28 protein-coding genes and 2 tRNA genes are annotated in these 24,531 nt (G+C 63.1%); 20 read left to right on the top strand and 10 right to left on the bottom strand.

What is annotated here, in order from left to right; translation table 11 throughout:
- Positions 1–122: 122 nt before the first annotated feature.
- The 5 genes from galU (at position 123) to ACTORR_RS24955 (ending at position 5,283) form a co-directional block, all read left to right on the top strand.
- Positions 123–962 (top strand): UTP--glucose-1-phosphate uridylyltransferase GalU, encoded by an 840-nt coding sequence (gene galU, locus ACTORR_RS24935; protein ID WP_054884950.1) that lies wholly within the window; start codon positions 123–125, stop codon positions 960–962.
- A 152-nt stretch (positions 963–1,114) separates the two neighbouring features.
- Complete coding sequence (gorA, locus tag ACTORR_RS24940) at positions 1,115–2,470, top strand: glutathione-disulfide reductase (RefSeq protein ID WP_099814495.1); 1,356 nt, start codon at positions 1,115–1,117, stop codon at positions 2,468–2,470.
- 204 nt (positions 2,471–2,674) lie between these two features.
- Positions 2,675–3,238, top strand: a complete 564-nt coding sequence (gene ahpC / locus ACTORR_RS24945; RefSeq protein WP_054884952.1) for an alkyl hydroperoxide reductase subunit C — start codon at positions 2,675–2,677, stop codon at positions 3,236–3,238.
- A gap of 126 nt (positions 3,239–3,364) precedes the next feature.
- Entirely contained in the window at positions 3,365–4,927 is a 1,563-nt protein-coding gene (gene ahpF, locus ACTORR_RS24950) for an alkyl hydroperoxide reductase subunit F (protein WP_054884953.1), read from the top strand.
- A 167-nt stretch (positions 4,928–5,094) separates the two neighbouring features.
- Positions 5,095–5,283, top strand: a complete 189-nt coding sequence (locus ACTORR_RS24955) for a hypothetical protein (RefSeq protein WP_041166543.1) — start codon at positions 5,095–5,097, stop codon at positions 5,281–5,283.
- A gap of 5 nt (positions 5,284–5,288) precedes the next feature.
- Here the strand turns inward: ACTORR_RS24955 and ACTORR_RS24960 are convergent, their stop codons facing one another.
- The 3 genes from ACTORR_RS24960 to nhaR all read right to left on the bottom strand — a co-directional run bounded on the left by ACTORR_RS24960 (position 5,289) and on the right by nhaR (position 8,204).
- Positions 5,289–5,936 carry a YceH family protein gene (locus ACTORR_RS24960; RefSeq protein WP_054884954.1) on the bottom strand — a complete coding sequence of 216 codons (648 nt, stop codon included), beginning with the start codon at positions 5,934–5,936 and terminating at the stop codon, positions 5,289–5,291.
- 88 nt (positions 5,937–6,024) lie between these two features.
- Positions 6,025–7,236 (bottom strand): serine/threonine transporter SstT, encoded by a 1,212-nt coding sequence (gene sstT, locus ACTORR_RS24965; protein WP_054884955.1) that lies wholly within the window; start codon positions 7,234–7,236, stop codon positions 6,025–6,027.
- Between the two features lie 74 nt (positions 7,237–7,310).
- Positions 7,311–8,204 (bottom strand): transcriptional activator NhaR, encoded by an 894-nt coding sequence (nhaR, locus tag ACTORR_RS24970; RefSeq protein ID WP_313365703.1) that lies wholly within the window; start codon positions 8,202–8,204, stop codon positions 7,311–7,313.
- Between the two features lie 132 nt (positions 8,205–8,336).
- Here nhaR and ACTORR_RS24975 point away from each other — a divergent pair, with 132 nt between their 5' ends.
- Positions 8,337–8,576: a hypothetical protein gene (locus ACTORR_RS24975; protein ID WP_054884957.1), complete on the top strand. Its 240-nt coding sequence runs from the start codon at positions 8,337–8,339 to the stop codon at positions 8,574–8,576.
- Positions 8,577–8,604: 28 nt separating this feature from the next.
- Entirely contained in the window at positions 8,605–9,357 is a 753-nt protein-coding gene (locus ACTORR_RS24980; RefSeq protein ID WP_016391529.1) for a TerC family protein, read from the top strand.
- A gap of 51 nt (positions 9,358–9,408) precedes the next feature.
- Here the strand turns inward: ACTORR_RS24980 and ACTORR_RS24985 are convergent, their stop codons facing one another.
- Positions 9,409–9,588: a hypothetical protein gene (locus tag ACTORR_RS24985; protein ID WP_099814498.1), complete on the bottom strand. Its 180-nt coding sequence runs from the start codon at positions 9,586–9,588 to the stop codon at positions 9,409–9,411.
- A gap of 156 nt (positions 9,589–9,744) precedes the next feature.
- Here ACTORR_RS24985 and ACTORR_RS24990 point away from each other — a divergent pair, with 156 nt between their 5' ends.
- Positions 9,745–10,488, top strand: coding sequence for a peptidase C39 family protein (locus tag ACTORR_RS24990; RefSeq protein ID WP_054884959.1), 744 nt, complete (start codon positions 9,745–9,747; stop codon positions 10,486–10,488).
- A 121-nt stretch (positions 10,489–10,609) separates the two neighbouring features.
- On the opposite strand, the gene ACTORR_RS24995 is transcribed toward ACTORR_RS24990, so the two are convergent.
- Entirely contained in the window at positions 10,610–11,893 is a 1,284-nt protein-coding gene (locus ACTORR_RS24995; RefSeq protein ID WP_054884960.1) for an NAD(P)/FAD-dependent oxidoreductase, read from the bottom strand.
- A gap of 201 nt (positions 11,894–12,094) precedes the next feature.
- On the opposite strand from ACTORR_RS24995, the gene ACTORR_RS25000 reads away from it, so the two are divergent.
- From ACTORR_RS25000 to ACTORR_RS25015, 4 genes are all read left to right on the top strand, one after another.
- Positions 12,095–12,171 (top strand) — tRNA-Val (locus tag ACTORR_RS25000).
- A 179-nt stretch (positions 12,172–12,350) separates the two neighbouring features.
- A tRNA-Val gene (locus ACTORR_RS25005) sits at positions 12,351–12,427 on the top strand.
- 177 nt (positions 12,428–12,604) lie between these two features.
- On the top strand, positions 12,605–13,177 hold the full coding sequence (locus tag ACTORR_RS25010) for an SPOR domain-containing protein (protein WP_054884961.1): 573 nt from the start codon (positions 12,605–12,607) through the stop codon (positions 13,175–13,177).
- Positions 13,178–13,239: 62 nt separating this feature from the next.
- Positions 13,240–13,665 carry a GTP pyrophosphokinase gene (locus ACTORR_RS25015; protein ID WP_054884962.1) on the top strand — a complete coding sequence of 142 codons (426 nt, stop codon included), beginning with the start codon at positions 13,240–13,242 and terminating at the stop codon, positions 13,663–13,665.
- A 3-nt stretch (positions 13,666–13,668) separates the two neighbouring features.
- Here ACTORR_RS25015 and ACTORR_RS25020 read toward each other — a convergent pair whose 3' ends face one another.
- Together ACTORR_RS25020 and ACTORR_RS25025 are read right to left on the bottom strand one after the other, a co-directional pair.
- Positions 13,669–13,911 (bottom strand): DUF1654 domain-containing protein, encoded by a 243-nt coding sequence (locus tag ACTORR_RS25020; RefSeq protein WP_054884963.1) that lies wholly within the window; start codon positions 13,909–13,911, stop codon positions 13,669–13,671.
- 174 nt (positions 13,912–14,085) lie between these two features.
- The gene (locus ACTORR_RS25025; protein WP_054884964.1) at positions 14,086–15,174 is read right to left on the bottom strand and encodes an asparaginase; all 1,089 of its coding nucleotides are present in this window, start codon (positions 15,172–15,174) and stop codon (positions 14,086–14,088) included.
- Positions 15,175–15,579: 405 nt separating this feature from the next.
- Here ACTORR_RS25025 and ACTORR_RS25030 point away from each other — a divergent pair, with 405 nt between their 5' ends.
- From ACTORR_RS25030 to ACTORR_RS25060, 7 genes are all read left to right on the top strand, one after another.
- On the top strand, positions 15,580–16,536 hold the full coding sequence (locus tag ACTORR_RS25030) for a sugar ABC transporter substrate-binding protein (protein WP_099814499.1): 957 nt from the start codon (positions 15,580–15,582) through the stop codon (positions 16,534–16,536).
- A 20-nt stretch (positions 16,537–16,556) separates the two neighbouring features.
- Positions 16,557–18,110: a sugar ABC transporter ATP-binding protein gene (locus tag ACTORR_RS25035; protein WP_054884966.1), complete on the top strand. Its 1,554-nt coding sequence runs from the start codon at positions 16,557–16,559 to the stop codon at positions 18,108–18,110.
- Complete coding sequence (locus ACTORR_RS25040; RefSeq protein ID WP_313365981.1) at positions 18,107–19,102, top strand: ABC transporter permease; 996 nt, start codon at positions 18,107–18,109, stop codon at positions 19,100–19,102. Before ACTORR_RS25035 ends, ACTORR_RS25040 begins: the two co-directional genes overlap by 4 nt.
- A gap of 4 nt (positions 19,103–19,106) precedes the next feature.
- A complete protein-coding gene (locus ACTORR_RS25045) occupies positions 19,107–20,129 on the top strand; it encodes a LacI family DNA-binding transcriptional regulator (RefSeq protein ID WP_054884968.1) in 1,023 nt (340 codons plus the stop codon).
- Positions 20,130–20,138: 9 nt separating this feature from the next.
- On the top strand, positions 20,139–21,047 hold the full coding sequence (rbsK, locus tag ACTORR_RS25050) for a ribokinase (protein WP_441344009.1): 909 nt from the start codon (positions 20,139–20,141) through the stop codon (positions 21,045–21,047).
- Positions 21,044–21,442, top strand: coding sequence for a D-ribose pyranase (gene rbsD / locus ACTORR_RS25055; RefSeq protein WP_054884970.1), 399 nt, complete (start codon positions 21,044–21,046; stop codon positions 21,440–21,442). Before rbsK ends, rbsD begins: the two co-directional genes overlap by 4 nt.
- Positions 21,443–21,629: 187 nt before the next feature.
- Positions 21,630–22,637, top strand: coding sequence for a nucleoside hydrolase (locus tag ACTORR_RS25060; protein ID WP_313365803.1), 1,008 nt, complete (start codon positions 21,630–21,632; stop codon positions 22,635–22,637).
- Here the strand turns inward: ACTORR_RS25060 and ACTORR_RS25065 are convergent.
- A complete protein-coding gene (locus ACTORR_RS25065; protein ID WP_099814504.1) occupies positions 22,609–22,821 on the bottom strand; it encodes a hypothetical protein in 213 nt (70 codons plus the stop codon). The genes ACTORR_RS25060 and ACTORR_RS25065 overlap by 29 nt on opposite strands.
- A gap of 259 nt (positions 22,822–23,080) precedes the next feature.
- On the opposite strand from ACTORR_RS25065, the gene ACTORR_RS25070 reads away from it, so the two are divergent.
- Positions 23,081–23,401, top strand: coding sequence for an I78 family peptidase inhibitor (locus tag ACTORR_RS25070; protein WP_313365804.1), 321 nt, complete (start codon positions 23,081–23,083; stop codon positions 23,399–23,401).
- Between the two features lie 176 nt (positions 23,402–23,577).
- Here the strand turns inward: ACTORR_RS25070 and ACTORR_RS25075 are convergent, their stop codons facing one another.
- Positions 23,578–23,790 (bottom strand): cold-shock protein, encoded by a 213-nt coding sequence (locus tag ACTORR_RS25075; protein ID WP_003250656.1) that lies wholly within the window; start codon positions 23,788–23,790, stop codon positions 23,578–23,580.
- Between the two features lie 163 nt (positions 23,791–23,953).
- On the bottom strand, positions 23,954–24,259 hold the full coding sequence (locus ACTORR_RS25080) for a hypothetical protein (protein WP_054887101.1): 306 nt from the start codon (positions 24,257–24,259) through the stop codon (positions 23,954–23,956).
- Positions 24,260–24,531 lie beyond the last annotated feature (272 nt).

Consider the following 24,531-nt stretch of genomic DNA (forward strand, 5'->3'; position numbering starts at 1 on the left):
CTATCTACACTGGGTTATCTCTATCATGGCAACGGTCGTCGCAGGCAGGGCATTGTAAGCTGCATGCCGCCTGATTAGACTGCGCCGAATTCCACAGGCTTCGCCTATGTTTAAGGATGTTTATGATCAAGAAATGCTTGTTCCCGGCAGCCGGCTACGGCACCCGCTTCCTGCCAGCTACCAAAGCCATGCCCAAGGAAATGCTGCCGGTGGTCAACAAGCCACTGATCCAGTATGGCGTTGAAGAAGCATTGGATGCTGGCCTGAACGAGATTTCCATCGTCACCGGCCGCGGCAAGCGCGCACTGGAAGACCACTTCGACATCAGCTACGAGCTGGAAAACCAGATCAAGGGCACCGACAAGGAAAAATACCTGGTCGGTATCCGTCGCCTGCTCGACGAATGCTCGTTCTCCTACACCCGCCAGACCGAAATGAAAGGCCTGGGCCACGCCATCCTGACCGGCCGCCCGCTTATCGGTGACGAACCGTTCGCCGTGGTTCTGGCGGATGACCTGTGCGTCAACCTGGAAGGCGAAGGCGTGCTCGCGCAGATGGTCGCGCTGTACAAGAAGTACCGCTGCTCGATCGTTGCCATCCAGGAAGTCGATCCGCAGGAAACCAACAAGTACGGCGTCATCGCCGGTGAAGAAATCAAGGACGGCATTTTCCGCGTCGACTCCATGGTCGAGAAGCCAAAGCCGGAAGACGCCCCGTCCAACCTGGCGATCATCGGTCGCTACATCCTGACCCCGGACATCTTCGAGAAAATCGAACAGACCGAGCCAGGCAAAGGTGGCGAGATCCAGATCACCGACGCGCTGATGAAACAGGCCGCCGAAGGCAACGTGATTGCCTACAAGTTCAAGGGCAAGCGTTTCGACTGCGGTGGCGCCGAAGGCTACATCGAGGCGACCAACTTCTGCTTCGAGAACTTCTACAAGGCCGGCAAGGCATATTGATTTAAGCCGCTGCTGGTTACTGGGGCCGCTTCGCGCCCCTTCGCGGGCTTGCCCGCTCCCACACCGATACCTGTGGGAGCGGGCAAGCCCGCGAAGGGGCGCAAAGCGGCCCCAGTGCGTTATGCTGGGCGCCTGCCTAGGAGAGTGAATACATGGCCTACGATTTTGATCTGTTCGTGATTGGCGCCGGTTCCGGCGGTGTCCGCGCAGCGCGCTTCGCTGCGGGCTTTGGTGCAAAAGTGGCAGTGGCCGAGAGCCGCTACCTCGGTGGCACCTGCGTCAACGTCGGCTGCGTGCCGAAGAAACTGCTGGTATACGGCGCCCACGTCGCCGATGAGCTGGAGCAGGCGGCCGGTTTTGGCTGGACCCTGGAAGAGGGCCATTTCGACTGGGGCACGCTGATCGCCAACAAGAACCGCGAGATCGAGCGCCTCAATGGCATCTACCGCAACCTGCTGGTGAACAGTGGCGTGACCCTGCTGCAAGGCCATGCCCGCATCACCGGTGCCAACGAGGTGGAAGTGGACGGCCAGCGGTTCAGCGCCGAGCACATCCTGATTGCCACCGGCGGCTGGCCGCAGGTGCCGGACATTCCGGGCAAGGAACTGGCCATCACCTCCAACGAGGCGTTCTACCTCAAGGAGCTGCCGCGCCGCGTGCTGGTGGTCGGCGGCGGTTATATTGCCGTCGAGTTCGCCGGCATCTTCCAGGGCCTGGGCGCCGACACCACCTTGCTCTACCGCGGTGAACTGTTCCTGCGTGGCTTCGACGGCTCGGTGCGTACCCACCTCAAGGAAGAGCTGGAAAAACGCGGCATGAACCTGCAGTTCAACGCCGACATCCAGCGCATTGACAAGCTTGAAGACGGCAGCCTGAAAGCCACCCTCAAGGACGGCCGCGAGCTAGTCACCGATTGCGTGTTCTACGCCACCGGGCGCCGCCCGATGCTCGATAACCTGGGCCTGGAGAACACCGGGGTTGAACTGGATGCCCGCGGCTTCATCCGCGTCGACGAGCAGTACCAGACCACCGCGCCGTCGATCCTCGCCATTGGCGATGTGATCGGCCGCGTGCAGCTCACCCCGGTGGCCCTGGCCGAAGGCATGGCCGTGGCCAGGCGCCTGTTCAAGCCAGAGCAGTACCGCAAGGTGGATTATCAGAACATCCCGACGGCGGTGTTCAGCCAGCCACCGATCGGCACTGTCGGCCTCACCGAGGAACAGGCACTGGCCGCCGGGCACAAGGTGCAGATCTTCGAGAGCCGCTTCCGCGCCATGAAGCTGACCCTCACCGACATCCAGGAGAAGACCCTGATGAAGCTGGTGGTCGACGCCGAGACCGACAAGGTGCTGGGCTGCCACATGGTCGGCCCGGACGCCGGCGAGATCATCCAGGGCCTGGGTATCGCCCTCAAGGCCGGAGCGACCAAGCAGTTGTTCGACGACACCATTGGCGTGCATCCGACTGCCGCTGAAGAGTTCGTCACCATGCGCACCGTCACCCGCTGACGCGGCGGGCCTCGTCACCGCCCTCCGGTGATGAGGCCTCGAATACCGCGCAATCCTTTGCTCAGCCCATTCCCTTCTATTAATTATCTGCGGTTATAGCCAAAACCAATCACAAGCATGAGCTTTGCCAATGAGCCTTTGTCGGGGCCAGCAGTTAGGATTCTTTCCATCAACTGATTCCAACCCCATGAAGGAGCGTCTCTCATGCCTATCATCAACAGCCAGGTCAAACCGTTCAACGCCACCGCCTACCACAAGGGCGAGTTCGTTCAGGTCAGCGAAGCCGACCTGAAAGGCAAGTGGTCCGTCGTGTTCTTCTACCCGGCCGACTTCACCTTCGTTTGCCCGACCGAGCTGGGTGACCTCGCCGACAACTACGCAGAGTTCCAGAAGCTGGGCGTGGAAATCTACGGCGTATCGACCGACACCCACTTCACCCACAAAGCCTGGCACGACACTTCGGAAACCATCGGCAAGATCCAGTACCCGCTGATCGGTGACCCGACCCACGTCATCTCGCGCAACTTCGACGTGCTGATCGAAGAAGCCGGCCTGGCCGATCGCGGTACTTTCGTGATCAACCCGGAAGGCCAGATCAAGATCGTCGAACTGAACGACGGTGGTGTTGGCCGCGACGCAGCCGAGCTGCTGCGCAAAGTCAAGGCTGCCCAGTACGTTGCCGCTCACCCAGGCGAAGTTTGCCCGGCCAAGTGGAAAGAAGGCGAAGCCACTCTGGCTCCGTCGCTGGACCTGGTCGGCAAGATCTAAGCCGATGTGCACGTCGCGGGCGGTAGCCAGCCGCCAAAGCTGAAACACCTACCGCCCCGTAAAAGCGCCCGGGCGACCTCGCCTGGGCGTTTTTGTATCTGAGTTTTGAAAAAAGGAATCGCCCGTATGTTGGACGCCACGCTTAAATCGCAACTGAAAACCTACCTGGAGCGGGTCACCCAGCCGATCGAGATCGTTGCCTCCCTCGACGACGGCGCGAAGTCCCGCGAACTGCACGACCTGCTGGTGGAAATCGCCGGCCTGTCGAACCTCATTACCTTCAGCGCGGACGGCAGCGATGCCCGTCGCCCTTCGTTCTCGCTGAACCGCCCGGGTGCCGACATTAGCCTGCGCTTTGCCGGCATCCCCATGGGCCACGAATTCACCTCCCTGGTGCTGGCGCTGCTGCAAGTCGGCGGCCACCCGTCCAAGGCCAGTGCCGAAGTGATCGAGCAGATCCAGGCGCTGGAAGGCGAATTCACCTTCGAAACCTACTTCTCGCTGTCGTGCCAGAACTGCCCGGACGTGGTCCAGGCGCTGAACCTGATGGCCGTGCTCAACCCCAATGTGCGCCACGTGGCCATCGACGGTGCGCTGTTCCAGGATGAAGTCGAGTCGCGCAAGATCATGGCGGTGCCGAGTATCTACCTGAACGGCCAAGTGTTCGGCCAGGGCCGCATGGGCCTCGAAGAAATCCTCGGCAAGATCGACACCAACGCCGGTGCCCGCCAGGCCGAGAAGATCAACGCCAAGGACGCCTTCGACGTGCTGGTGGTCGGCGGTGGCCCTGCGGGGGCCGCAGCGGCCATCTATGCCGCCCGTAAAGGCATCCGCACCGGTGTCGCTGCCGAGCGTTTCGGCGGCCAGGTGCTCGATACCCTGGCCATCGAAAACTTCATTTCGGTGCAGGAAACCGAAGGGCCGAAGCTGGCCACGGCGCTGGAAGAGCACGTCAAGCAGTACGACGTCGACATCATGAACCTGCAGCGCGGCGAAGCGCTGATCCCGGCCAGCGACGGCGGCCTGCACGAAGTGCGCCTGGCCGGCGGTGCCTCGCTCAAGGCCAGGACGGTGATCCTCGCCACGGGCGCCCGCTGGCGCGAAATGAACGTGCCGGGCGAGCAGGAATACCGCGCCCGCGGCGTGGCCTACTGCCCGCACTGCGACGGCCCGCTGTTCAAGGGCAAGCGCGTGGCGGTGATCGGTGGCGGCAACTCTGGCGTGGAGGCGGCCATCGACCTGGCCGGTATCGTCGCCCAGGTGACGCTGATCGAGTTCGACAGCCAGCTGCGTGCTGATGCTGTGCTGCAGCGCAAGCTGCACAGCCTGCCGAACGTCAAGGTGATCACCAGCGCGCTGACCACCGAAGTGGTTGGCAATGGCGAAAAAGTGACGGGTTTGCGTTACAAGGACCGCAATACCGATGAGCTGCATGACCTGGCGCTGGAAGGCATCTTCGTGCAGATCGGCCTGCTGCCGAACACCGATTGGCTCAAAGGCACGGTCGAGCTGTCGCCACGCGGCGAGATCATCGTCGACGCCAAGGGCCAGACCAGCGTGCCGGGTGTATTTGCCGCAGGTGACGTGACCACCGTGCCGTACAAGCAGATCGTCATCGCGGTGGGCGAGGGCGCCAAGGCATCGCTGGCGGCGTTCGATCACCTGATCCGCACTTCGGCACCGGCGTAAGCCTGCACTGGCCTCTTCGCGGCTAAAGCCGCTCTCACAGGGAAATCACTGCCCATCAGGCCTGTGGTTGACCTGTGGGAGCGGCTTTAGCCGCGAAAGGGCCGACACTGACAAAGCAAAACCTGAGGGTGTCTATGCTTACCGCAGACACCCTCAGGAGCTTCACCATGACCCTGATCAGCCGCGAACCCTGGTGGCTAGTCCCCCCCAAGCCAGGGCAGAAAGAGCAGGACCTGCACTGGGGCTACCTCGAAATCTACGCAGACGGCCGCACCGTGTTCGTCGACCAGCGCCCCAGTGACCGGGAACTGGCCGAACGCAAAAGCTGCCGCAACTTCCCCGACCCTGAACCCTAGGCGGCTCAGCCTTCCAGCTCGGCCAGTCGTGCTTCCAGCGCCGCGATCCTTGCTTCCAGGGCTTCAATACGCTCTTCCGACACGCTGCTGCCACTGCTGCGAGCGCCACCGTCTTGCTGGCGCGCTGCCAGAATCGCCTCGATTTCTGCCGGGTCACCCAGGGCATGGGTATAGCGGTCTTCCCGCTGCCCGGCCTGGCGTGGCAGGTGCAAGGCCAGGTCACGTGAAATCAGGCGCTCCAGTTGGTGCTGGATCTGCTCGGTGTCGTCGAAGTCGTGCAGGCGGTTGCTGCGGGTCAGCAGTTCGTTGAGGGTCTGCGGCCCCCGCAGGAACATCAGGCCCATCAGCACCAGTTGCGCCGGTACCAGTTCCAGGGCCTTGTCCAGCCGATGTTCCCAGCGGTCGGCGCGGCTGCCCATCTGCAGGCGTGCCATGCCCTGGCCCTCGAGGGCGCGCAGGGCCTGGCCGACTTGGCCCGGGGTCAGGTTCATGACCGGTTCCCGGCTGGTTTTCTGGTTGCAGGCCAGGACCAGGGCGTTAAGGGTCAGCGGGTAGCTTTCCGGGCTGGTGGCCTGCTTCTCGATGAGCGCGCCGAGAATGCGGATCTCGATGCTGCTGAGGCGGCCTTCGCCTGCGGTTTCGTGTTCTGACATGGCCCTGTCTCATTGCTGGGGAAAGGCCACTAGCGTAGGTAAAGCCGGGGTGTAAGGCAATTGGGACCGCTTTGCGGCCCCGGCAATCTCAAATGCTGCGCCGTTCTTCTGCCTGGCAAGCCGCTGCAGTGAACAACACATCGGTCGACGAATTCAGCGCCGTCTCCGCCGAATCCTGCAGCACGCCAATGATGAAGCCCACCGCTACCACCTGCATGGCAATCTCGCTGGGGATGCCGAACAGGCTGCACGCCAGCGGAATCAGCAGCAGCGAACCACCCGCGACCCCAGAGGCACCGCAGGCGCAGATTGCCGCCACCAGGCTCAGCAGCACCGCCGTCGGCAAGTCGACCGGAATCCCCAGGGTATGCACGGCCGCCAGGGTCAGCACGGTGATGGTGATTGCCGCGCCTGCCATGTTGATGGTCGCCCCCAGCGGGATCGAAACCGAGTAGGTGTCCTCATGCAGCCCCAGGCGCTCCGACAGCGCCAGATTGACCGGGATGTTGGCTGCCGAACTGCGGGTGAAGAACGCTGTAATGCCGCTTTCGCGCAGGCACAGCAAGGTCAGCGGGTAAGGATTGCGGCGGATTTTCCAGAACACGATCAGCGGGTTCATCACCAGCGCCACGAACAGCATGCAGCCGATCAGCACACCCAGCAGGTGCAGGTAGCCGAGCAGGGCGCCCAGGCCAGACTGGGCCAGGGTCGAGCTGACCAGCCCGAAGATACCCAGCGGGGCGAAGCGGATCACCACGCGCACGATCAAGGTCACGCCGTTGGACAGGTCCTCGACCACGGTGCGGGTGGTATCGCCAGCGTGGCGCAGGGCCACGCCCAGGCCGATGGCCCAGGTCAGCACACCGATGAAGTTGGCGTTGAGCAAGGCGTTGATCGGGTTGTCGACAGCGCTCAGCAGCAGGTTCTGCAACACCTCGCTGATACCGCCCGGCGCGCTCAGGGCCACCTCGCTGGTCCTCAGGGCCAGTTGCGACGGGAACAGCATGCTGGCGACCACGGCCACCACCGCGGCCGCGAAGGTGCCCAGCAGGTACAGCCAGAGGATCGGGCGGATGTGGGTTTCCTGGCCGTGGCGGTGGTTGGCGATCGACGCCATGACCAGAATAAACACCAGCACCGGCGCAACAGCCTTCAGGGCGCTGACGAACACTTTGCCGAGAAAGCCCAGGTCACGGGCGATGGCAGGTGCCAGCAGGGCCAGGGCGATGCCGGCGACAAGGCCGATGACGATTTGGGTCACCAGGCTGGTGCGGTTTACAAGGCGAAGAACAGGCGTCATGTGCAGCGGAGTCTCGAAATCTTCAAAGGGCGCGACTCTAGCACATTCAGGCCCGGTCCTTTCGCGAGCCGCCACTACCAGTGGAACAGTTCGCGCCGTGCCCCCTCGGTAATCGCCACGATCCCCGGATGCTTGACCTTGCGCTCCACCGAAATGGCATAGAACGACTCATGCACCGCTTCGGTCTGGCCAATCAGTGCGACGTCATACTGCCGGCATACCTCCTCGGCAATCACGCTCGGCGCCACGAATATCCCGCTGCCCGACTGGCCGAATGCCTGCATCAGCGCACTGTCATCGAACTCGCCAATGATCCTGGGCTGCACCTGCTGCTCGCCCAGCCAGCGCAACAGGCGGCTGCGCACCACGGTTTCCGGCCCGGGAATCAGCAGCGGCGCATCCTGCAGGCAGGCGGGGAAGGGGCCTGCATGCCGGCTGGCCAGGGCCGGGGTGGCGAAGAAGCTCAGGCCGCACTCGCCGAGCTTCTGGCTATAACCCTTGATATCCAGGTGGCTGGGCATCGGGCTGTCGGAAATCACCAGGTCCAGGCGCTGGATCGCCAAGTCTGCCAATAGCCGTTCGAGCTTGTCTTCGCGGCAATTGATGCGCAGCACTTCATCCAGCTCCATGGTCGGGGCCAGCAGCCGGTAGACGATCGACTTCGGCACCACGTCGGCCACCCCCACGCGAAACAGGATCTGCTCCTGCGGGCCGGCCCTGAGCATGGCCTCCAGTTCCCCGCCAATCTGGAACATCTGCTCGGCATAGACCAGGGCCTGACGGCCGGTTTCGGTCAGCTCCAGTTGTCGACCGACCCGCTGGAACAGCTCCAGCCCGTAGGTCTGCTCGAACAGGCTCATCTGCCCACTGATGGTCTGCGGCGTCAGGTTCAGCTGCTCGCTGGCACGGGCGATGCTGCCAGTCTTGGCCACGGCCCAGAAGTAATGGAGCTGCCGATAGTTGAGCACGCGCGCGGGTTCCGATTCGAAAAAACCGAAGTATACACACTGGAAATACGAATTTTCCTGAACTATTGCCGTCTTTTAGAATGCGACCCCATCAGGCGCTTCGCGCCGCGGGATTTTTCAAGCGAGGAAATCATGCTGCATCTCAAATCCATTGGCACTCCGCTGGTGCTGGCCCTGGCGCTGTTCAGCCTGGCTGGTTGCGACCAGGCCGAGAAGTCTGCCCAGCAAATGCTCGACCAAGCAGCGAAGTCGGCCAAGCAGGCCATCGACGACACCAACAAGGCCGCCCAGCAGGCGTTGAGCGATGCCATCGGTCACCAGGGCCAGAAGCCCAAGGATGCCGAAAAGAAAACCCACACCCAAGAAATCTGACCCTAACCGCCGCTTCAGGATTTGAACAATGGAATACTTGCTGGAACTCGCCGCTAGCCCCACCGCCTGGGTCGCCCTGGCTACCTTGGTGGCCATGGAAGTGGTACTGGGTATCGACAACCTGATCTTCATCTCGATCCTGACCAACAAGCTGCCTGTGGAATACCGTTCCAAGGCACGCCGTATCGGTATCAGCATGGCGTTGGTCATGCGTCTGGCCCTGCTCAGCACCGTGGCCTGGATCGTGCAGTTGACCGACCCGGTGTTCGAAGTGTTCGGTAATGCCTTCTCGTGGAAGGACGTGATCCTGATCGCTGGCGGCCTGTTCCTGCTGTGGAAGGCCACCAAGGAGATCCACGAGAACGTCGACCCGCACGGCGCCAAGGAAGAGGCCAAGGTGTCTTCCACGGTCACCCTGGGCTTTGCCGCGGCGATCTTCCAGATCCTGTTGCTGGACATTGTCTTCTCGGTCGACAGCATCATCACCGCCGTGGGCATGACCGAGCACCTGCCGATCATGATCATTGCCGTGATCACCGCAGTCATCGTCATGATGGTGGCCGCCGACCCGCTGGCCAACTTCATCAACGACAACCCGACGGTGGTCATGCTGGCGCTGGGCTTCCTGATCATGATCGGCATGACGCTGATCGCCGAAGGTTTTGGCGCCCATGTACCGAAAGGCTATGTGTACGCGGCGATGGCCTTCTCGACGGTGATCGAAATCCTCAACATCCTGGCTCGCCGAGCGCGGCTCAAGCGTGAAGCCGCCGAAGGCTGATACAACACAACGGGGCGCCTGGCGCCCCGTTTGCATTCAGGTGAAGTAGCCTCAGTGCGCCCTGGCATGCCGCCGCGCCCTGCGCACAGGTTGCGCCTTGGCCGTGGCCTGCGGTGGCAGGTGGTGATGCGGGGAATGACGCCGCACGATACGCAGAACACCCCACAGCATGGCGGCCGCGACGCTCAGCCACATACTCACCAGCATGAGGATTGCCATGGTCAGGCTCATGTGTGCCTCCTTCTCTTGGGCCAACCTGCGGTTTGCCCTCCAGACACAGCTTTAGTCTAGCTGCCCGGCCGTGACGTTCCATTGACCAAAGGTCGATGGCTCAAGCCGATTGGTTCCGCTCTCTTGTCGGACTATACCCGCGCAACGCGGCGCCCTATGATCGGTGGCCAGAGCCGGGCGCTGCCTGCCTGGCACCGAAACAAGCGAGTGTCCATGGAGCAACATTCCTGCAAGCGCTGGGCAACCGTCCCGCGTCGACTGTTGGCCGCCTGCCTGGTGGCCGCGACCTTGGGCGGCTGCGCCAGTGCACCGCCCGCAAGCCTCAAGGGCATGCCGCAGCGGGTCGAGATCAGTAGCGTGCCGTTCTACCGCGGCAATGCCAACCACAGTGGCTCGATGGCCTTGGCCGCGCTGCTCTCCCAGCAAGGTGCGCCGATCACCCCGGGGCTGCTGGACAAACCGCTGAACCTGCCCAAGGGGGCCGATGCGCTGGAAACGAGCATCCCGCGGGTCGCCCGCGAGTACGGCATGCTGGTGTACCCGCTGGACAAGCAACTGGATGCCCTGCTGACCCAGGTGGCCGCTGGCAATCCGGTATTGCTGCGTTACCGAGAAGGTTCGGCGTGGTGGAGCGAGCCGCGTTACGCGGTGCTGATCGGCTATGACAGCTTCAAGAAGCGCGTATTGCTGCGCTCGGGGATGCATCGGCGCCAGTTGATGGCGTTCGATGACTTTGCTTCGGCGTGGGCGAGTGAGGGAAGTTGGGCGGTGCTGGTGCAGCCACCGCGCCAGCTGCCGGCCCAGGTGGACCGTCAGCGTTGGCTGCAGGCTGCCGATGAACTGGCCCGGGCGGGCCAGGAAGTGGCGGCAAAACAGGCTGTGCGCAGCCTGAACAAATAGCGTTACCTGCTCCGGCCCTTTCGCGGGTAAACCCGCTCCCACAGGTACTGCATGAGTTTCAAACCATGTGCGGTATCTGTGGGCGGGCGTGCCCGCGAAGAGGCCAGACCTGCTTACATCATCAGAAGCCCAGACGATCGCGCAGGCTGTAGTACCAGGCACCCATGGCGCTGAACGGCACACGCAGCATCTGGCCACCCGGGAACGGGTAGTGTGGCAGGCCGGCGAAGGCGTCGAAACGTTCGGCCTGGCCGCGCAGGGCTTCGGCCAGTACCTTGCCCGCCAGGTGGGTGTAAGTCACGCCGTGGCCCGAGCAACCCTGCGAGTAGTAGATGTTGTCGCCGATACGGCCGACCTGAGGCAGGCGCGACAGAGTCAGCAGGAAGTTGCCGGTCCAGGCGTAGTCGATCTTGACGTTCTTCAGCTGTGGGAAGGCCTTGAGCATCTTCGGACGAATGATCGCTTCGATGTTGGCCGGGTCGCGTGCACCGTACACCACGCCACCGCCGAAGATCAGGCGCTTGTCGCTGGTCAGGCGGTAGTAGTCGAGCAGGTAGTTGCAGTCTTCCACGCAGTAGTCCTGCGGCAGCAGGGTGCGGGCCAGTTCTTCGCCCAGCGGCTCGGTGGTGATCACCTGGGTGCCGCACGGCATCGACTTGGCGGCCAGTTCCGGTACCAGATTGCCCAGGTAGGCGTTGCCGGCAACGATGATGAACTTGGCGCGGACCTTGCCTTGCGGGGTATGCACAACCGGGTTGGCGCCGCGCTCGATACGGATGGCCGGGGTCTGCTCGTAAATGATACCGCCCAGCGACTCGACTGCGGCGGCTTCGCCCAGGGCCAGGTTCAGCGGGTGGATGTGACCACCGCTCATGTCCAGCATGCCGCCGACATAGTTGTCGCAGGCAACCACTTCACGGATGCGCTTCTTGTCCATCAGCTCCAGCTGAGTGTGGCCGAAGCGTTCCCACAGGCGTTTTTGCGATTCCAGGTGACCCATCTGCTTGGCGGTCAGCGCGGCGAACACACCGCCGTCCTTCAGGTCGCACTGGATGTTGTACTTGGCCACGCGCTCACGAATGATGCGGCCGCCTTCGAAGGCCATCTTGCCGAGCAGCTGGGCTTCTTTAGGGCCGACAGTGCGTTCGATGACGTCGATGTCGCGGCTGTAGCTGTTGACGATCTGACCACCGTTGCGGCCCGATGCGCCGAAGCCGACCTTGGCTGCTTCGACGATGCTCACCTTGAAGCCGTTTTCCAGCAGGAACAGTGCGCTGGACAGGCCGGTGTAGCCAGCACCGATGATACAGATATCGGTTTCCACCTCACCCTGCAGCGCCGGACGTGGCGGCACCGGGTTGGCCGAGGCGGCGTAGTAGGACTGGGGGTAGGGGGTGTTAGCCATGCTGCAGGAACCTCGTGTTTTATATTTTTAACGAATGTACCGATGCTATCAATAATAATAAACACCCGCTAGTCGTCTGTTGAAATTCCTTTACGGGCCTGCGGCTCGCCGTTCTCTATAAACAGTTTAAGATTCAGTGAGTTAGCGCGAAAAAAAGTGTTGACAGGGTTTTTGGATTGCGTAGAATGCGCACCACACGACAGGCACATAGCTCAGTTGGTTAGAGCACCACCTTGACATGGTGGGGGTCGTTGGTTCGAGTCCAATTGTGCCTACCAAACAAAGTCCCGCGCTGCGGGCAGCGAGAAGGGCGACCCGCAGGGGTCGCCCTTTTTGCATTATGGGCCTATTCGGCGTGGCGCTTGCCAGCGCCTGCGGCGTTCTGAAAGTTTTTGATTTTTTTGAAAAAAACGCTTTACAGGCGCGCAATCGATCACTAATATGCGCACCACACGACAGGCACATAGCTCAGTTGGTTAGAGCACCACCTTGACATGGTGGGGGTCGTTGGTTCGAGTCCAATTGTGCCTACCAAACAAAGTCCCGGGTTTCCGGGCATCAAGAAGGGCGTCCCGCAAGGGGCGCCCTTCTTGCATTCCATGCCCCTCTCGAAAATATCCCCCCCCTCGAAGCAGCGTGTAACCTTTGGTCGCGGGCCGTGCCCCGAGTGGCCGTGGTAGAATCCGCCCCTTCGAATCTGGAGGTACACGCGTGCGCAAACTGGCAGTGGTATTGGCAGTGCTGGCCCTGGCGGGCTGTGAGAACGAGGTCGAAGGTGTGCATAAACAGGTTGCCGAGCACCTGCACAACCCCAAGACCGCCAAGTTCGGCAACGTGCGGATCGACACCAAGGGCACCATCTGCGGCCAGGTGCGTGGCAAGGACGATGCCGGCCAGTACGAGGCCTACCGCAGCTATGTGGCGATCAAGGGCGGTGAGGGCCAATACGAAATCATCGTCGACGATGGCGGCAACAACCTTCGCATCCGTGAATACTGCGGCGGTGCCGACCTGCAACGCCGTGCCGAGGCGCTGGCCGATCAACCGGCCCCTGAGGGGTGGGATGTCGAAGTGATCCAGGGCGCCAACATGGGCGCGCTGTCCGACATGACTGCACGCCTGATCGAGAAAGGCATCCCTTCTTCGGTCGAATACCGTGATGGCAAGCCGGTGGTGCTGATGGGGCCGTTCCCGAGCAAGGCCGAAGCCGATGCGCGCAAGGCCGAGGTCATGGCCAAGCTGGGTACCGACTCGATCGTCATCCAGCATGGTGCGCAGCGTTAACTGTAATCTGTAGTCTTACCCGGCTATGCTTGCCCTGAGACTAGCCAGACGGGGAGGGCCTCATGTCTACGCTGGAGCGGGCCATTGCCGTGGCCGCCAGGGCACATGAAGGGCAATACGACAAGGGTGGGGCCGCTTATATCCTCCACCCGTTGCGGGTGATGATGCGGGTCAGCACGCCAGAACAGCGCATTGTCGCGGTGCTGCATGACGTGATCGAAGACACGTCGCTGACCCTTTCCGATTTGGCCCGTGAGGGCTTCCCCCTGAAAATTCTTGCCGCCTTGCTGGCTTTGAGCCGGAACAAGGGCGAAAGCTATCAGGATTTCGTGGTGCGTCTGGGCAGTGACCCGCTGGCGCGCACCGTCAAGCTGGCCGACCTGGCCGACAACAGTGACCTGTCGCGTATTCCCGTGCCTGGCCCTGCCGACCTGGCGCGGCTGGCCCGTTACCGCGAGGCCAGTGCCTACCTGCAGGCGCTGGCCTGAGCCTCAGTCTTCCTTCGGTACGGTCCAGAAGATCTGCACGCCGCCGTCGTCGCGGTGGGCGAGGGTGACGTTGTCGTTCTCGGCAATTTCCTCGAGCAGGGTTTCCCAGTCGTCAGGCGACTCGTGTTCCAGGCGGAAGATCAGCGCGGCGCGGCTGCGCTGGGCGAGTGGATTGTTGATGATCTTCTGGATACGCAGGCCCAGTTGTTGGTAGCTGCTTGCGGTTGCTTCGGCGGTGTTGGCCACGGAGGCGGTTCCTTGTTGTGCTGTATGTGCGTACAGTATTTCAAGGCAAAGTATTTCGCAACTGCATCGGTGCTGGATTCTTCGCGAGCACGCCCGCTCCTACAGGGGTATGCGATCCCTGTGGGAGCGGGCGTGCCCGCGAAGAATCCAGCACCAGCCCGCGTCATAGCAGAATCAGTATTCCCAGAAAATCCGCTGCAGCTCCTTGCTGTCTTGGGTCTTGGTCATCGCCACCATCGCCAGGATCCGCGCTTTCTGCGGGTTCAGGTCATGGGCCACCACCCAGTCGTACTTGTCATCCGGCTGTTCGGCATTGCGCAGCACGAAGCCGCCCTGGTTGACGTGGGACGAGCGAATGATCTGCACGCCGTTCTTGTGCAGTTCCTGCAGCGCCGGCACCACCCGCGACGACACCGAGCCATTGCCGGTACCGGCATGGATGATCGCTTTCGCGCCGCTCTGCGCCAGCGCCTTGTACGCCGTGTCGGTCACGTTGCCGTAGCTGTAGGCAATGTCTACCTGCGGCAGGCTGCTGATCTGCTTGATGTCGAACTCCGACTGGGTGGTGTGGCGCTTGGCCGGCAGGCGGAACCAGTACGACTTGCCTTCCACTACCATGCCCATCGGGCCCCAGGCGCTCTTGAACGCTTCGGTCTTGATATTGACCGACTTGCTCACGTCGCGGCCGGACTGGATCTCGTCGTTCATGGTCACCAGCACGCCCTTGCCGCGCGACTGCTTGTCGCTGGCCACTGCCACGGCGTTGTACAGGTTGAGCATGCCGTCGGCGGACATTGCCGTGCCCGGGCGCATTGAGCCGACCACCACGATCGGCTTGTCGGTCTTCTCTACCAGGTTGAGGAAATAGGCCGTCTCTTCGAGGGTGTCGGTGCCGTGGGTGATGACGATGCCGTCCACGTCGCTGCTGTCGGCAAGCTCAGCGACGCGCTTGGCCAGTTTCAGCAAGTCGTCGTTGGTGATGCTTTCGGAGGCGATCTGCATCACCTGCTCGCCGCGCACATTGGCCAGGTCCGCCAGTTCCGGCACGCCGGCAATCAGCTTGTCGACGCCGAGCTTGGCGGCCTGGTAAGTGGCGCTGTTGGCAGCGCTGGCGCCGGCCCCGGCAATGGTGCCGCCGGTGGCGAGGATGACCACATTGGCCAGTTTCTGCTGGGTTTCGGCTTCTTTTGCCGAGGCCGTGGCAGGGAGGATCAGCAGCAGCGCCAGGGCGCTGGGGGCGAAAGACTTCAGTGCAGCATTCATAATTATTGTTCTCTCTCTTCCTGATGAGGTGATTGCTGTGTTGCGCAGGTAGGCAGGCAGATTCCGTACCAGCTATCCGCGGTCTCTTGTGGGAGCGGCCTTGCGTCGCGAAAGGGCCGCAAGGCGGCCCCGGCAATTTCTGCGGCGAAGCTAGAGTTCTGGGGCGGCGCTTCGCACCCCTTTCGCGACGCAAGGCCGCTCCCACAACGGCGTATTCCATTCGGAATCCCGAACAAGCATAGGAAAAGGTGTTCGGTTTTTCGGAAAAATTCCGGATAATCAGCACCGCTTGCGGCTTGCGCCCGCCAGCGAAACGGATTTGACAAAACCAGGTCTTGTTTCCATAGTTACCCAACGCAAACGTTTGCGATCCGATAAAAAACACAAGATTCGGAGTCATCTCCCATGAAGCTGCCGTTCCCCGGTCGTCTGCTGGCGCTCGCCGTCATCTCCTCGCTGTCCCTCGCCATGCCGCTGTCTGCCGCCCATGCAGAGGAAAAACCTAAGGTCGCGCTGGTCATGAAGTCGCTGGCCAACGAGTTCTTCCGCACCATGGAAGACGGCGCCAAGGACTACCAGAAAGCCCACTCCGGCGAGTTCGACCTGGTAACCAATGGCATCAAGAACGAAACCGACACGGGCGAGCAGATCAAGATCGTCGAGCAGATGATCAGCTCTGGCGTCAACGCCTTGGTCATTGCCCCGGCTGACTCCAAAGCCCTGGTGCCTGTGCTGAAAAAGGCGACGGAGGCCAAGATCGTTGTCGTCAACATCGACAACCGTCTCGATCCAGACGTGCTCAAGAGCAAAGGCATCAGCGTGCCCTTCGTCGGCCCTGACAACCGCAAAGGCGCACGTATGGTCGGCGACTACCTGGCCCAGCAGAAGCTCAAGGCCGGTGACCAGGTCGGCATCATCGAAGGCGTGCCGACCACCACCAATGCCCAGCAGCGTACCGCTGGCTTCAAGGACGCCATGGATGCCGCCGGAATGAAGATCGTCTCGGTGCAGTCCGGCAACTGGGAAATCGACAAGGGCAACGCTGTCGCCGCTTCCATGCTCAACGAATACCCCGACCTCAAGGCGCTGCTGGCCGGCAACGACAGCATGGCCCTGGGTGCGGTCTCGGCCGTGCGCGCCGCCGGCAAGACCGGCCAGGTGCAGGTGGTGGGCTACGACAACATCAACGCCATCAAGCCGATGCTCAAGGATGGCCGCGTGCTCGCCACCCTCGACCAGGCCGCCAGCCAGCAGGCGGTGTTCGGCATCCAGGCGGCGTTGAAGGTGCTCAAGGGTGAAAAGCCCGACGTGGACGCCGACAACGTCATCCAGACCCCGGTCGAACTGATCACCAAGCCCTGATCCCAGCAGGAGAGATGGCCATGCCAGCATCGGCCAATGAAGTCGTGCTTGCCGCCAGCGGCCTGGGCAAGCGCTACGCGCAGCCGGTGCTGGCCGAGGTCAGCCTGGCCCTGCGCGCTGGCGAAGTGCTGGCGCTGACCGGCGAGAACGGGGCAGGCAAGAGCACGCTGTCCAAGCTCATCTGCGGCCTGGAAACACCCAGCAGCGGGCACATGAGCTACCGCGGCCAGGCCTACGCACCGGCCAGCCGCAGCGAGGCCGAGCGCCTCGGTGTGCGCATGGTCATGCAGGAGCTCAACCTGCTGCCGACCCTGACCGTGGCGGAAAACCTGTTCCTCGACAACCTGCCCAGCCGCTTCGGCTGGATCAGCCACAAGCGCCTGCGCCAGCTGGCCACGGCTGCCATGGCCCAGGTCGGCCTGGACGCCATCGACCCGGACACCCCGGTCGGCGAGCTGGGTATTGGCCACCAGCAGATGGTCGAGATTGCCCGCAACCTGATCGGCGACTGCCATGTGCTGATCTTCGACGAGCCCACGGCGATGCTCACCGCCCGCGAGGTGGAGTTGCTGTTCACCCAGATCGAGCGCTTGCGCCAGCGCGGCGTGGCCATCGTCTACATCTCGCATCGCCTTGAAGAGTTGCAGCGCGTGGCCCAGCGCATCGTCGTGCTGCGCGACGGCCAACTGGTGTGCGACGAGCCGATCCAGCGCTACAGCAGCGCCGAACTGGTCAACCTGATGGTCGGCCGCGAACTGGGCGAGCATATCGACCTTGGCCGTCGCACGATCGGCGCACCGTTGCTCAAGGTCGACAAGCTATGCCGCGGCAACAAGGTGCGCGACGTATCGCTGCAGGTCAGGGCAGGGGAGATCTTCGGCATCTCCGGGCTGATCGGCGCCGGGCGCACCGAGCTGCTGCGGCTGATCTATGGCGCCGACCGCGCCGACAGCGGCAGCATCCAGGTCGGCCAGCCGCTCAAGGCGGTGACCATCGATTCCCCCAAGGCGGCGGTAAACGCCGGTATTGCCCTGATCACCGAGGACCGTAAAGGCGAAGGCCTGCTGCTGACGCAATCGGTCAGCGCCAACATCGCCCTCGGCAACCTGCCCGCCGTTTCCCGTGCCGGGGTGCTCGACGGCGAAGCGGAAAAGGCCCTGGCCGAGCGCCAGATCAGCGCCATGCGCATACGCAGCGCCGGCCCGGCACAGGCGGTCGGCGAGCTGTCTGGCGGTAACCAGCAGAAGGTGGTGATCGGCCGCTGGCTGGAGCGCGACTGCCAGGTGCTGCTGTTCGACGAGCCCACCCGCGGCATCGACGTCGGTGCCAAGTTCGACATCTATGGCCTGCTGGCCGAGCTGGCGCGCCAGGGCAAGGCCCTGGTGGTGGTGTCCAGCGACCTGCGCGAACTGATGCTGATCTGCGACCGCATTGCCGTGCTCTCCGCCGGCCGCCTGATCGATACCTTCGACCGCGAACACTGGAGCCAGGACCAGCTCCTGGCTGCCGCCTTCGCCGGCTACCAGAAACGTGACGCCCTGCTGCATGACGCAGCACCCAGGATGGATGCATGAAGACCACACCCCTAGACACCCCGGGCAGCGCCCCCGTGCGCCGCAGCGCCACCTACTTCGGCCTGGGCACCTACCTGGGCCTGGCCGGCGCCTTGCTGGCGATGATCGTGCTGTTCTCGTTCCTGAGCAGCCACTTCTGGTCGTACGCCACCTTCAGCACCCTGGCCAACCAGATCCCCGACCTGATGGTGCTGGCCGTGGGCATGACCTTCGTGCTGATCATCGGCGGCATCGACCTGTCGGTCGGCTCGGTACTGGCCCTGGCGGCCTCCACCGTCAGCGTGGCGATCCTCGGCTGGGGCTGGGGCGTGCTGCCCGCAGCCCTGCTCGGCATGGCTGTCGCCGCTCTGGCCGGCAGCATCACCGGTGGCGTCACCGTGGCCTGGCGCATCCCGTCGTTCATCGTCTCGCTCGGCGTACTGGAGATGGCCCGCGGCCTGGCCTACCAGTTCACCGACTCGCGCACCGCCTATATCGGCGACGCCTACGCCTGGTTCTCCAACCCGGTGGCCTTCGGCATCTCGCCGTCCTTCATCATCGCCGTGCTGGTGATCGTGCTGGCCCAGCTGCTGCTCACCCGCACGGTATTCGGCCGTTACCTGATCGGCATCGGTACCAATGAAGAGGCCGTGCGCCTGGCCGGTATCGACCCGCGCCCGTACAAGGTGCTGGTGTTCGCCCTCATGGGGCTGCTCGCCGGCCTGGCCGCGCTGTTCCAGATTTCGCGCCTGGAAGCCGCCGACCCCAATGCCGGTTCCGGCCTTGAGCTGCAGGTGATCGCCGCCGTGGTGATCGGCGGCACCAGCCTGATGGGCGGGCGCGGCTCGGTCATCAGTACCTTCATCGGCGTGCTGATCATTTCGGTACTGGCTGCAGGCCTTGCGCAGATCGGCGCATCGGAACCGACCAAACGCATCATCACCGGGGCGGTGATCGTCATCGCCGTGGTGCTCGACACTTATCGCAGCCGGCGTTCAGGCCGGCGGAACTGACAACATGGCAACCATCAAAGACGTCGCGGCCCTCGCCGGCATTTCCTACACCACCGTGTCACATGTGCTGAACAAGACCCGCCCGGTCAGCGAGCAAGTACGGCTCAAGGTCGAGGCAGCCATTCTTGAACTCGACTACGTGCCCAGCGCCGTGGCGCGTTCGCTCAAGGCGCGCAGCACGGCCACCATCGGCCTGCTGGTGCCCAACAGCGTCAACCCGTACTTCGCCGAGCTGGCCCGGGGCATCGAGGACGCCTGCGAGCGCAATGGTTATTGCGTGATCCTGTGCAACTCCGACGACAACCCGCAGAAGCAGCGCAGCTACTTGCGGGTGCTGCTGGAAAAGCGCATCGACGGCCTGGTAGTGGCGTCGGTGGGCGAAGATGCCGACCTGCTGCAGAGCCTGGCCTGTGTGCGCACGCCGATGGTCATCGTCGACCGTGAGCTGGAAGGCGTCGACGCCGACCTGGTGCGCATCGACCACGAGCAGGGTGCCTACCTGGCAACCCGTCATCTGCTGGAGCTCGGCCATCGCGACATCGCCTACATCGGCGGCCCTGCCGAAACCGGCGTTACCCAGTTGCGCCTGCGCGGCTTCCACCGGGCGATGGCCGAAGCCGAGGCCGAGGTGCTGGCTGGCCGCGTGCTGCATTGCGATTTCACCAGCCCCGGTGGCCATGTTGCCGCCGCGCAGCTGCTCGATGGCAAGCGGCCGACGGCAATTTTTGCCGGCAACGACATGATCGGTTTCGGCGTATTGCGCGCCGCAGCCGAACGCAACATCAACGTGCCGGGCGAGTTGTCGGTGATCGGCTTCGACGACATCGAGCTGAGCCGCTATGTATTCCCGCCGCTGACCACGGTCGGCCAGTCGATTCGCGAGCTTGGCGAGAGCGCAGCGGCCTTGCTGCTGTCGCGCATCGCCACGCCGCGTCGCGATGGGGCCGAGCAGCGCATTGTCTCGCCGCGCATCGTGCTGCGCGAATCCACCGGGCCGCGCCCGGACCTGTTCAATGATTACCGCTAAGGAATTGCCATGCATGCCAAGGTAGTGGTGGTCGGCAGCCTCAACATGGACCTGGTGGTCCGCGCCCAGCGGCTGCCACGCGCTGGCGAAACACTGGCCGGCGAACATTTTTTTACCGTGCCCGGTGGCAAGGGCGCCAACCAGGCAGTGGCGGTAGCGCGCTTGGGCGGCAGCGTGGCGATGATAGGCAATGTCGGCGATGATGCCTACGGCCAGCAGTTGCGCCAGGCGCTGGAAGTGGAAGGCATCGATTGCCAGGCGGTCAGCGTCTGCCCAGGCGTATCCAGTGGCGTAGCGCTGATCACCGTGGATGCTGCCAGCCAGAATTGCATCGTCATCGTCCCGGGCGGCAACGGGCTGCTGACACCGGAGTCGGTACAGCGTTTCGATGCCTTGCTGCAGGCCGCCGAGGTGATCATCTGCCAGCTCGAAGTGCCGGTAGAGACCGTGGCCTGGGCCCTGGCCAGAGGCCGCGAGCTGGGCAAGCAAGTGATCCTCAACCCGGCGCCAGCCACCGGCCCGCTGCCCGCGGACTGGTTTGCCCATATCGACTACCTCACCCCCAACGAAAGCGAGGCCGAAGCCTTGACCGGCGAGCGGGTCGACGACCTGGACAGTGCCCGCCGCGCAGGGGAGCGCCTGCTGCAGCTGGGCGCAGGCAAGGTGATCATCACCCTGGGCGCGCAAGGGGCCTTGTTTGTCAGCCGGGACGGCAGCCAGCATTTCCCGGCGCCCAAGGTGCAGCCGCTGGATACCACGGCGGCGGGCGACACCTTTATTGGTGGTTTTGCCGCTGCACTGGTGCAGGGCAAAGGGGAGGGCGAGGCGATCGCGTTCGGCCAGCGCGCTGCAGCCTTGTCTGTCACCCGTGCCGGTGCCCAGCCGTCGATTCCCTGCCTGGCGGAGCTGACCCCATGAAAAAGACCCCGCTGCTCAACGTCGCCCTGTCGCGGACCATCGCCGGGATGGGGCATGGCGACATCCTGGTGATCGGCGATGCCGGCTTGCCGGTGCCGCCAGGTGTCGAGCTGATCGACCTGGCGTTGACGCCGGGGATCCCGGATTTTGCCAGCGTGCTGCGCGCCGTGTTGAGCGAGCTGCAGGTGGAGCGGCATGTGCTGGCCGAAGAGATGCAAAAGGTGGTGCCGCCGGCGCTGGTCGAGGTCGAGCGCCTGAAGGGCAAGCTGGGCAAGCGCGAATGGCACAGCCATGAGGATTTCAAGCTGCTGTCGCGCAGCGCCCGGGCCATCGTGCGTACCGGCGAATGCCAGCCCTACAGCAACATCGCCCTGATTTCCGGGGTCACCTTCTAACAAGCGAAACGCGGTGCGCTTTTTATTGTGGGAGCGGCCTTGTGTCGCGAAAGGGCCGCGAAGCGGCCCCGGCAATCTATGCGGCGAAGCTGAAATCCTGGGGGTGCTGCGCACCCCTTTCGCGACGCAAGGCCGCTCCCACAAAAAAGCGCATCGCGTTCCATTTCATGGCAACAGGAGTGCCCCCATGCTCAAACCTCTGCTACAAGGACTGACCCTCATGGCCGCTGCCGCCACCACCACCCTCCAGGCCGCCCCGCGTGACCTGATCATCGACACCGACCCCGGTGCCGACGACGTGGTCGCGCTGTTCCTGGCCATGGCCTCGCCCGAAGAACTCAACATCCGCGCCATCACCACCGTCGCTGGCAACGTGCGCCTGGAAAAGACCTCACGCAACGCCCGCCTGGCCCGCGAATGGGCCGGCCGCGAAGACATCCCGGTCTATGCCGGGGCAGGTCGGCCGCTGGTGCGTGCGCCCATCTATGCCGCCGACGTTCACGGCGAAGAGGGCCTGACCGGCGTGCCGGTGCACGAGCCGAAACAGCCCCTGGCCGAAGGCAATGCCGTGCAATACCTGGTCGACACCTTGGGCAACGCCAAGCCCCACAGCATCACCCTCGCCATGCTCGGCCCGCAGACCAACCTGGCCCTGGCGCTGATCCAGCAACCCGAGATCGCCAACGGCATCAAAGAAGTGGTGGTCATGGGCGGTGCTCACTTCAACGGCGGCAACATCACCCCGGCGGCGGAGTTCAACCTCTACGCCGACCCCCATGCCGCCGAAGTGGTGCTGGCCAGTGGCGTGCAGCTGACCTACCTGCCGTTGGACGTGACCCATAAAGTCCTGACCAGCGACGCCCGCCTCAAGCAGTTGGCGGCAGTAAACAACCAGGCCAGCAAAAAGGTGGTGGACATTCTGCAGGCCTACATCAAGCACGACATGGACCTGTACGGCATGCCCGGTGGCCCGGTGCATGACGCCAGCGTCATCGCCTATCTGCTGAAACCCGCGCTGTTCAGCGGCCGACGTATCCACCTGAGTGTCGACAGCCGCGAAGGCCCGACCTTCGGCCAGACCATCGCCGACTGGTACGGCGTGCTCAGGCAGCCGGCCAATGTGATGTGGGTGAACGAGGCTGACGCCCAGGGCTTTTTCGACCTGCTCAGCGCGCGCTTGGCTCGATTGCAATAGCCGCATGCGGCGCGTAGCGCTCGAACACCTGGTCGATGAAGCTGCGCGCCGCCTCGCCGCCGCGGTCGCGCACCAGCAGGTCGATGGCGATCAACAGCAACTCTTCGGGCGTGCTGGGGCTATAGGCGCTCTGGCCTTCGGCCCATTTGACCTTGATATCGGCGTCGATGCTGTGGCTGCTCATGAAAGGCTCTCGCTGGGGGCCCGGGGCGGAGGAGCGAACGCCGGATCCTGGCGTTCGCAGAAGGCACTGTGCCTTCACTTCCTAAAGTAAATCATGACTTTGCGGCGCCAACCAAGCGACTCGTCAGTTGCGCGGTAAAATTCGGTCACGATTGCCTTTGGCCACTGCAGGTCAGATCAGGCAGACTTTCCCGGTTTTGCAACAAACTCTTGGCGGAGCTGTCGGATCAGGCAGTTCCCATATCGATTTAGGAGGATTCATGTTCCGTTCCCGTGCTTTCCTGGCAACCCTGGCGGTGGCTGCTGTCCTGGCGGGTTGCAGCACTGGCGGCAACTCGGGGGGTGGCAAGGCGCCTGAGGCGGCGGCCGGCAACGATGGCCGCTGCGAGGCCAGCGGTGCCGACTTCGCCATTGGCAAGCCGGGCAGCGCCGAGCTGCTGGAGCAGGCGCGCAAGGCCAGTGGGTCGCAGATGGCGCGCATTCTCAAGCCGCACGATGTGGTAACCCTGGAATACCGCTCCGAGCGCCTGAACCTGAACGTGGACGAGCAGGGTGTGGTGACCCGCGTCAACTGCGGCTGACCAGGGCTTGGAGCCTGCGCTGTCCTTGTGGGAGCGGGCGTGCCCGCGAACACCGGCAAAGCCGGTGCCAAAGACCGCGGTGCCTGCTTCGCGGGCGCGCCCGCTCCCACAGGGCTGCGGCAAAGGCCCATAAAAAAACCCGCCACAAGTGGCGGGTTTTTTTACAGCTGCCCGAATTACTCCGGACGAACCTGCGCAGCCTGCATGCCCTTCTGGCCGCGCTCGGCGACGAAGGAAACAGTCTGGCCTTCTTTCAGGCTCTTGAAGCCGTCGGATTCGATGGCTTTGAAGTGTACGAACAGGTCGTCGCCGCCGCCTGCTGGGGTGATGAAGCCGTAGCCTTTTTCATCATTGAACCATTTGACGGTGCCTTGTTGGCGATTGGACATGAGGTGAATCTCCAGAACATTTAGATTTTTCAGTGGTGCAATGCGGCCGAGGCTACGGAGCACGGGGGACATCATAGTCCATTTCTGCGCATCTAGCGCCTTTTACCTTCGCAGGATGTTGATCCATGGCAAATAATGCCTGGCCTGCTCTGGCTTTAAGGTTTCAGCTCTTCGGCGCGCAGCTCTGTTTCACCACGGTTTGCGCCTTCTGCATCAGCTTGGCATCGACGCCATCCTTGCTGTCCAAGTCGGCAATTTCCGCGTCGGTGAAATTCTTTTTGATCGCCTGGGCACCACAGTCGCAGTGCTTTTTCGCGGTGGCGGGGTCGACGCCTTGGCTGCTGGCGACTTGGGTGCACTGGGCCATGTAGCCGGCTTCCTTCCCGGCTGGGAAGTTGCCAGCATTGGCAGCCATCGGCAGCAGCAGGGCGCCAGCAGCCGCCAGAGCCAGAAGAGACGGTACTCGCATAACCGGTTACTCCTTGGGTTAAGGTCTCATCAAGAGTAGGTTGCTTCCCAAGGTCTGATAGGACTTTTTCCGCGTTAGTTCACCGGCGCGGCGTAATTTCCAAATATTTCTACGAGCCGCACAACCCGCGTGCTAGCATGCTCGGCTTGCAGCTAGCCACTGGCAGCTCGCAACTATTTCTTTCCAGTCACTCTGGTTCGTCCCTGGCAAGCTGAAAGGCTTCTGCCACTGTGAGGCAGGCTTCCCTGAAGGGAAGGCAGGTCGGATCTTGT

Origin of the sequence: Pseudomonas sp. SAR267, from assembly GCF_052077595.1 — a bacterium.
Classification (GTDB): domain Bacteria; phylum Pseudomonadota; class Gammaproteobacteria; order Pseudomonadales; family Pseudomonadaceae; genus Aquipseudomonas; species Aquipseudomonas vlassakiae.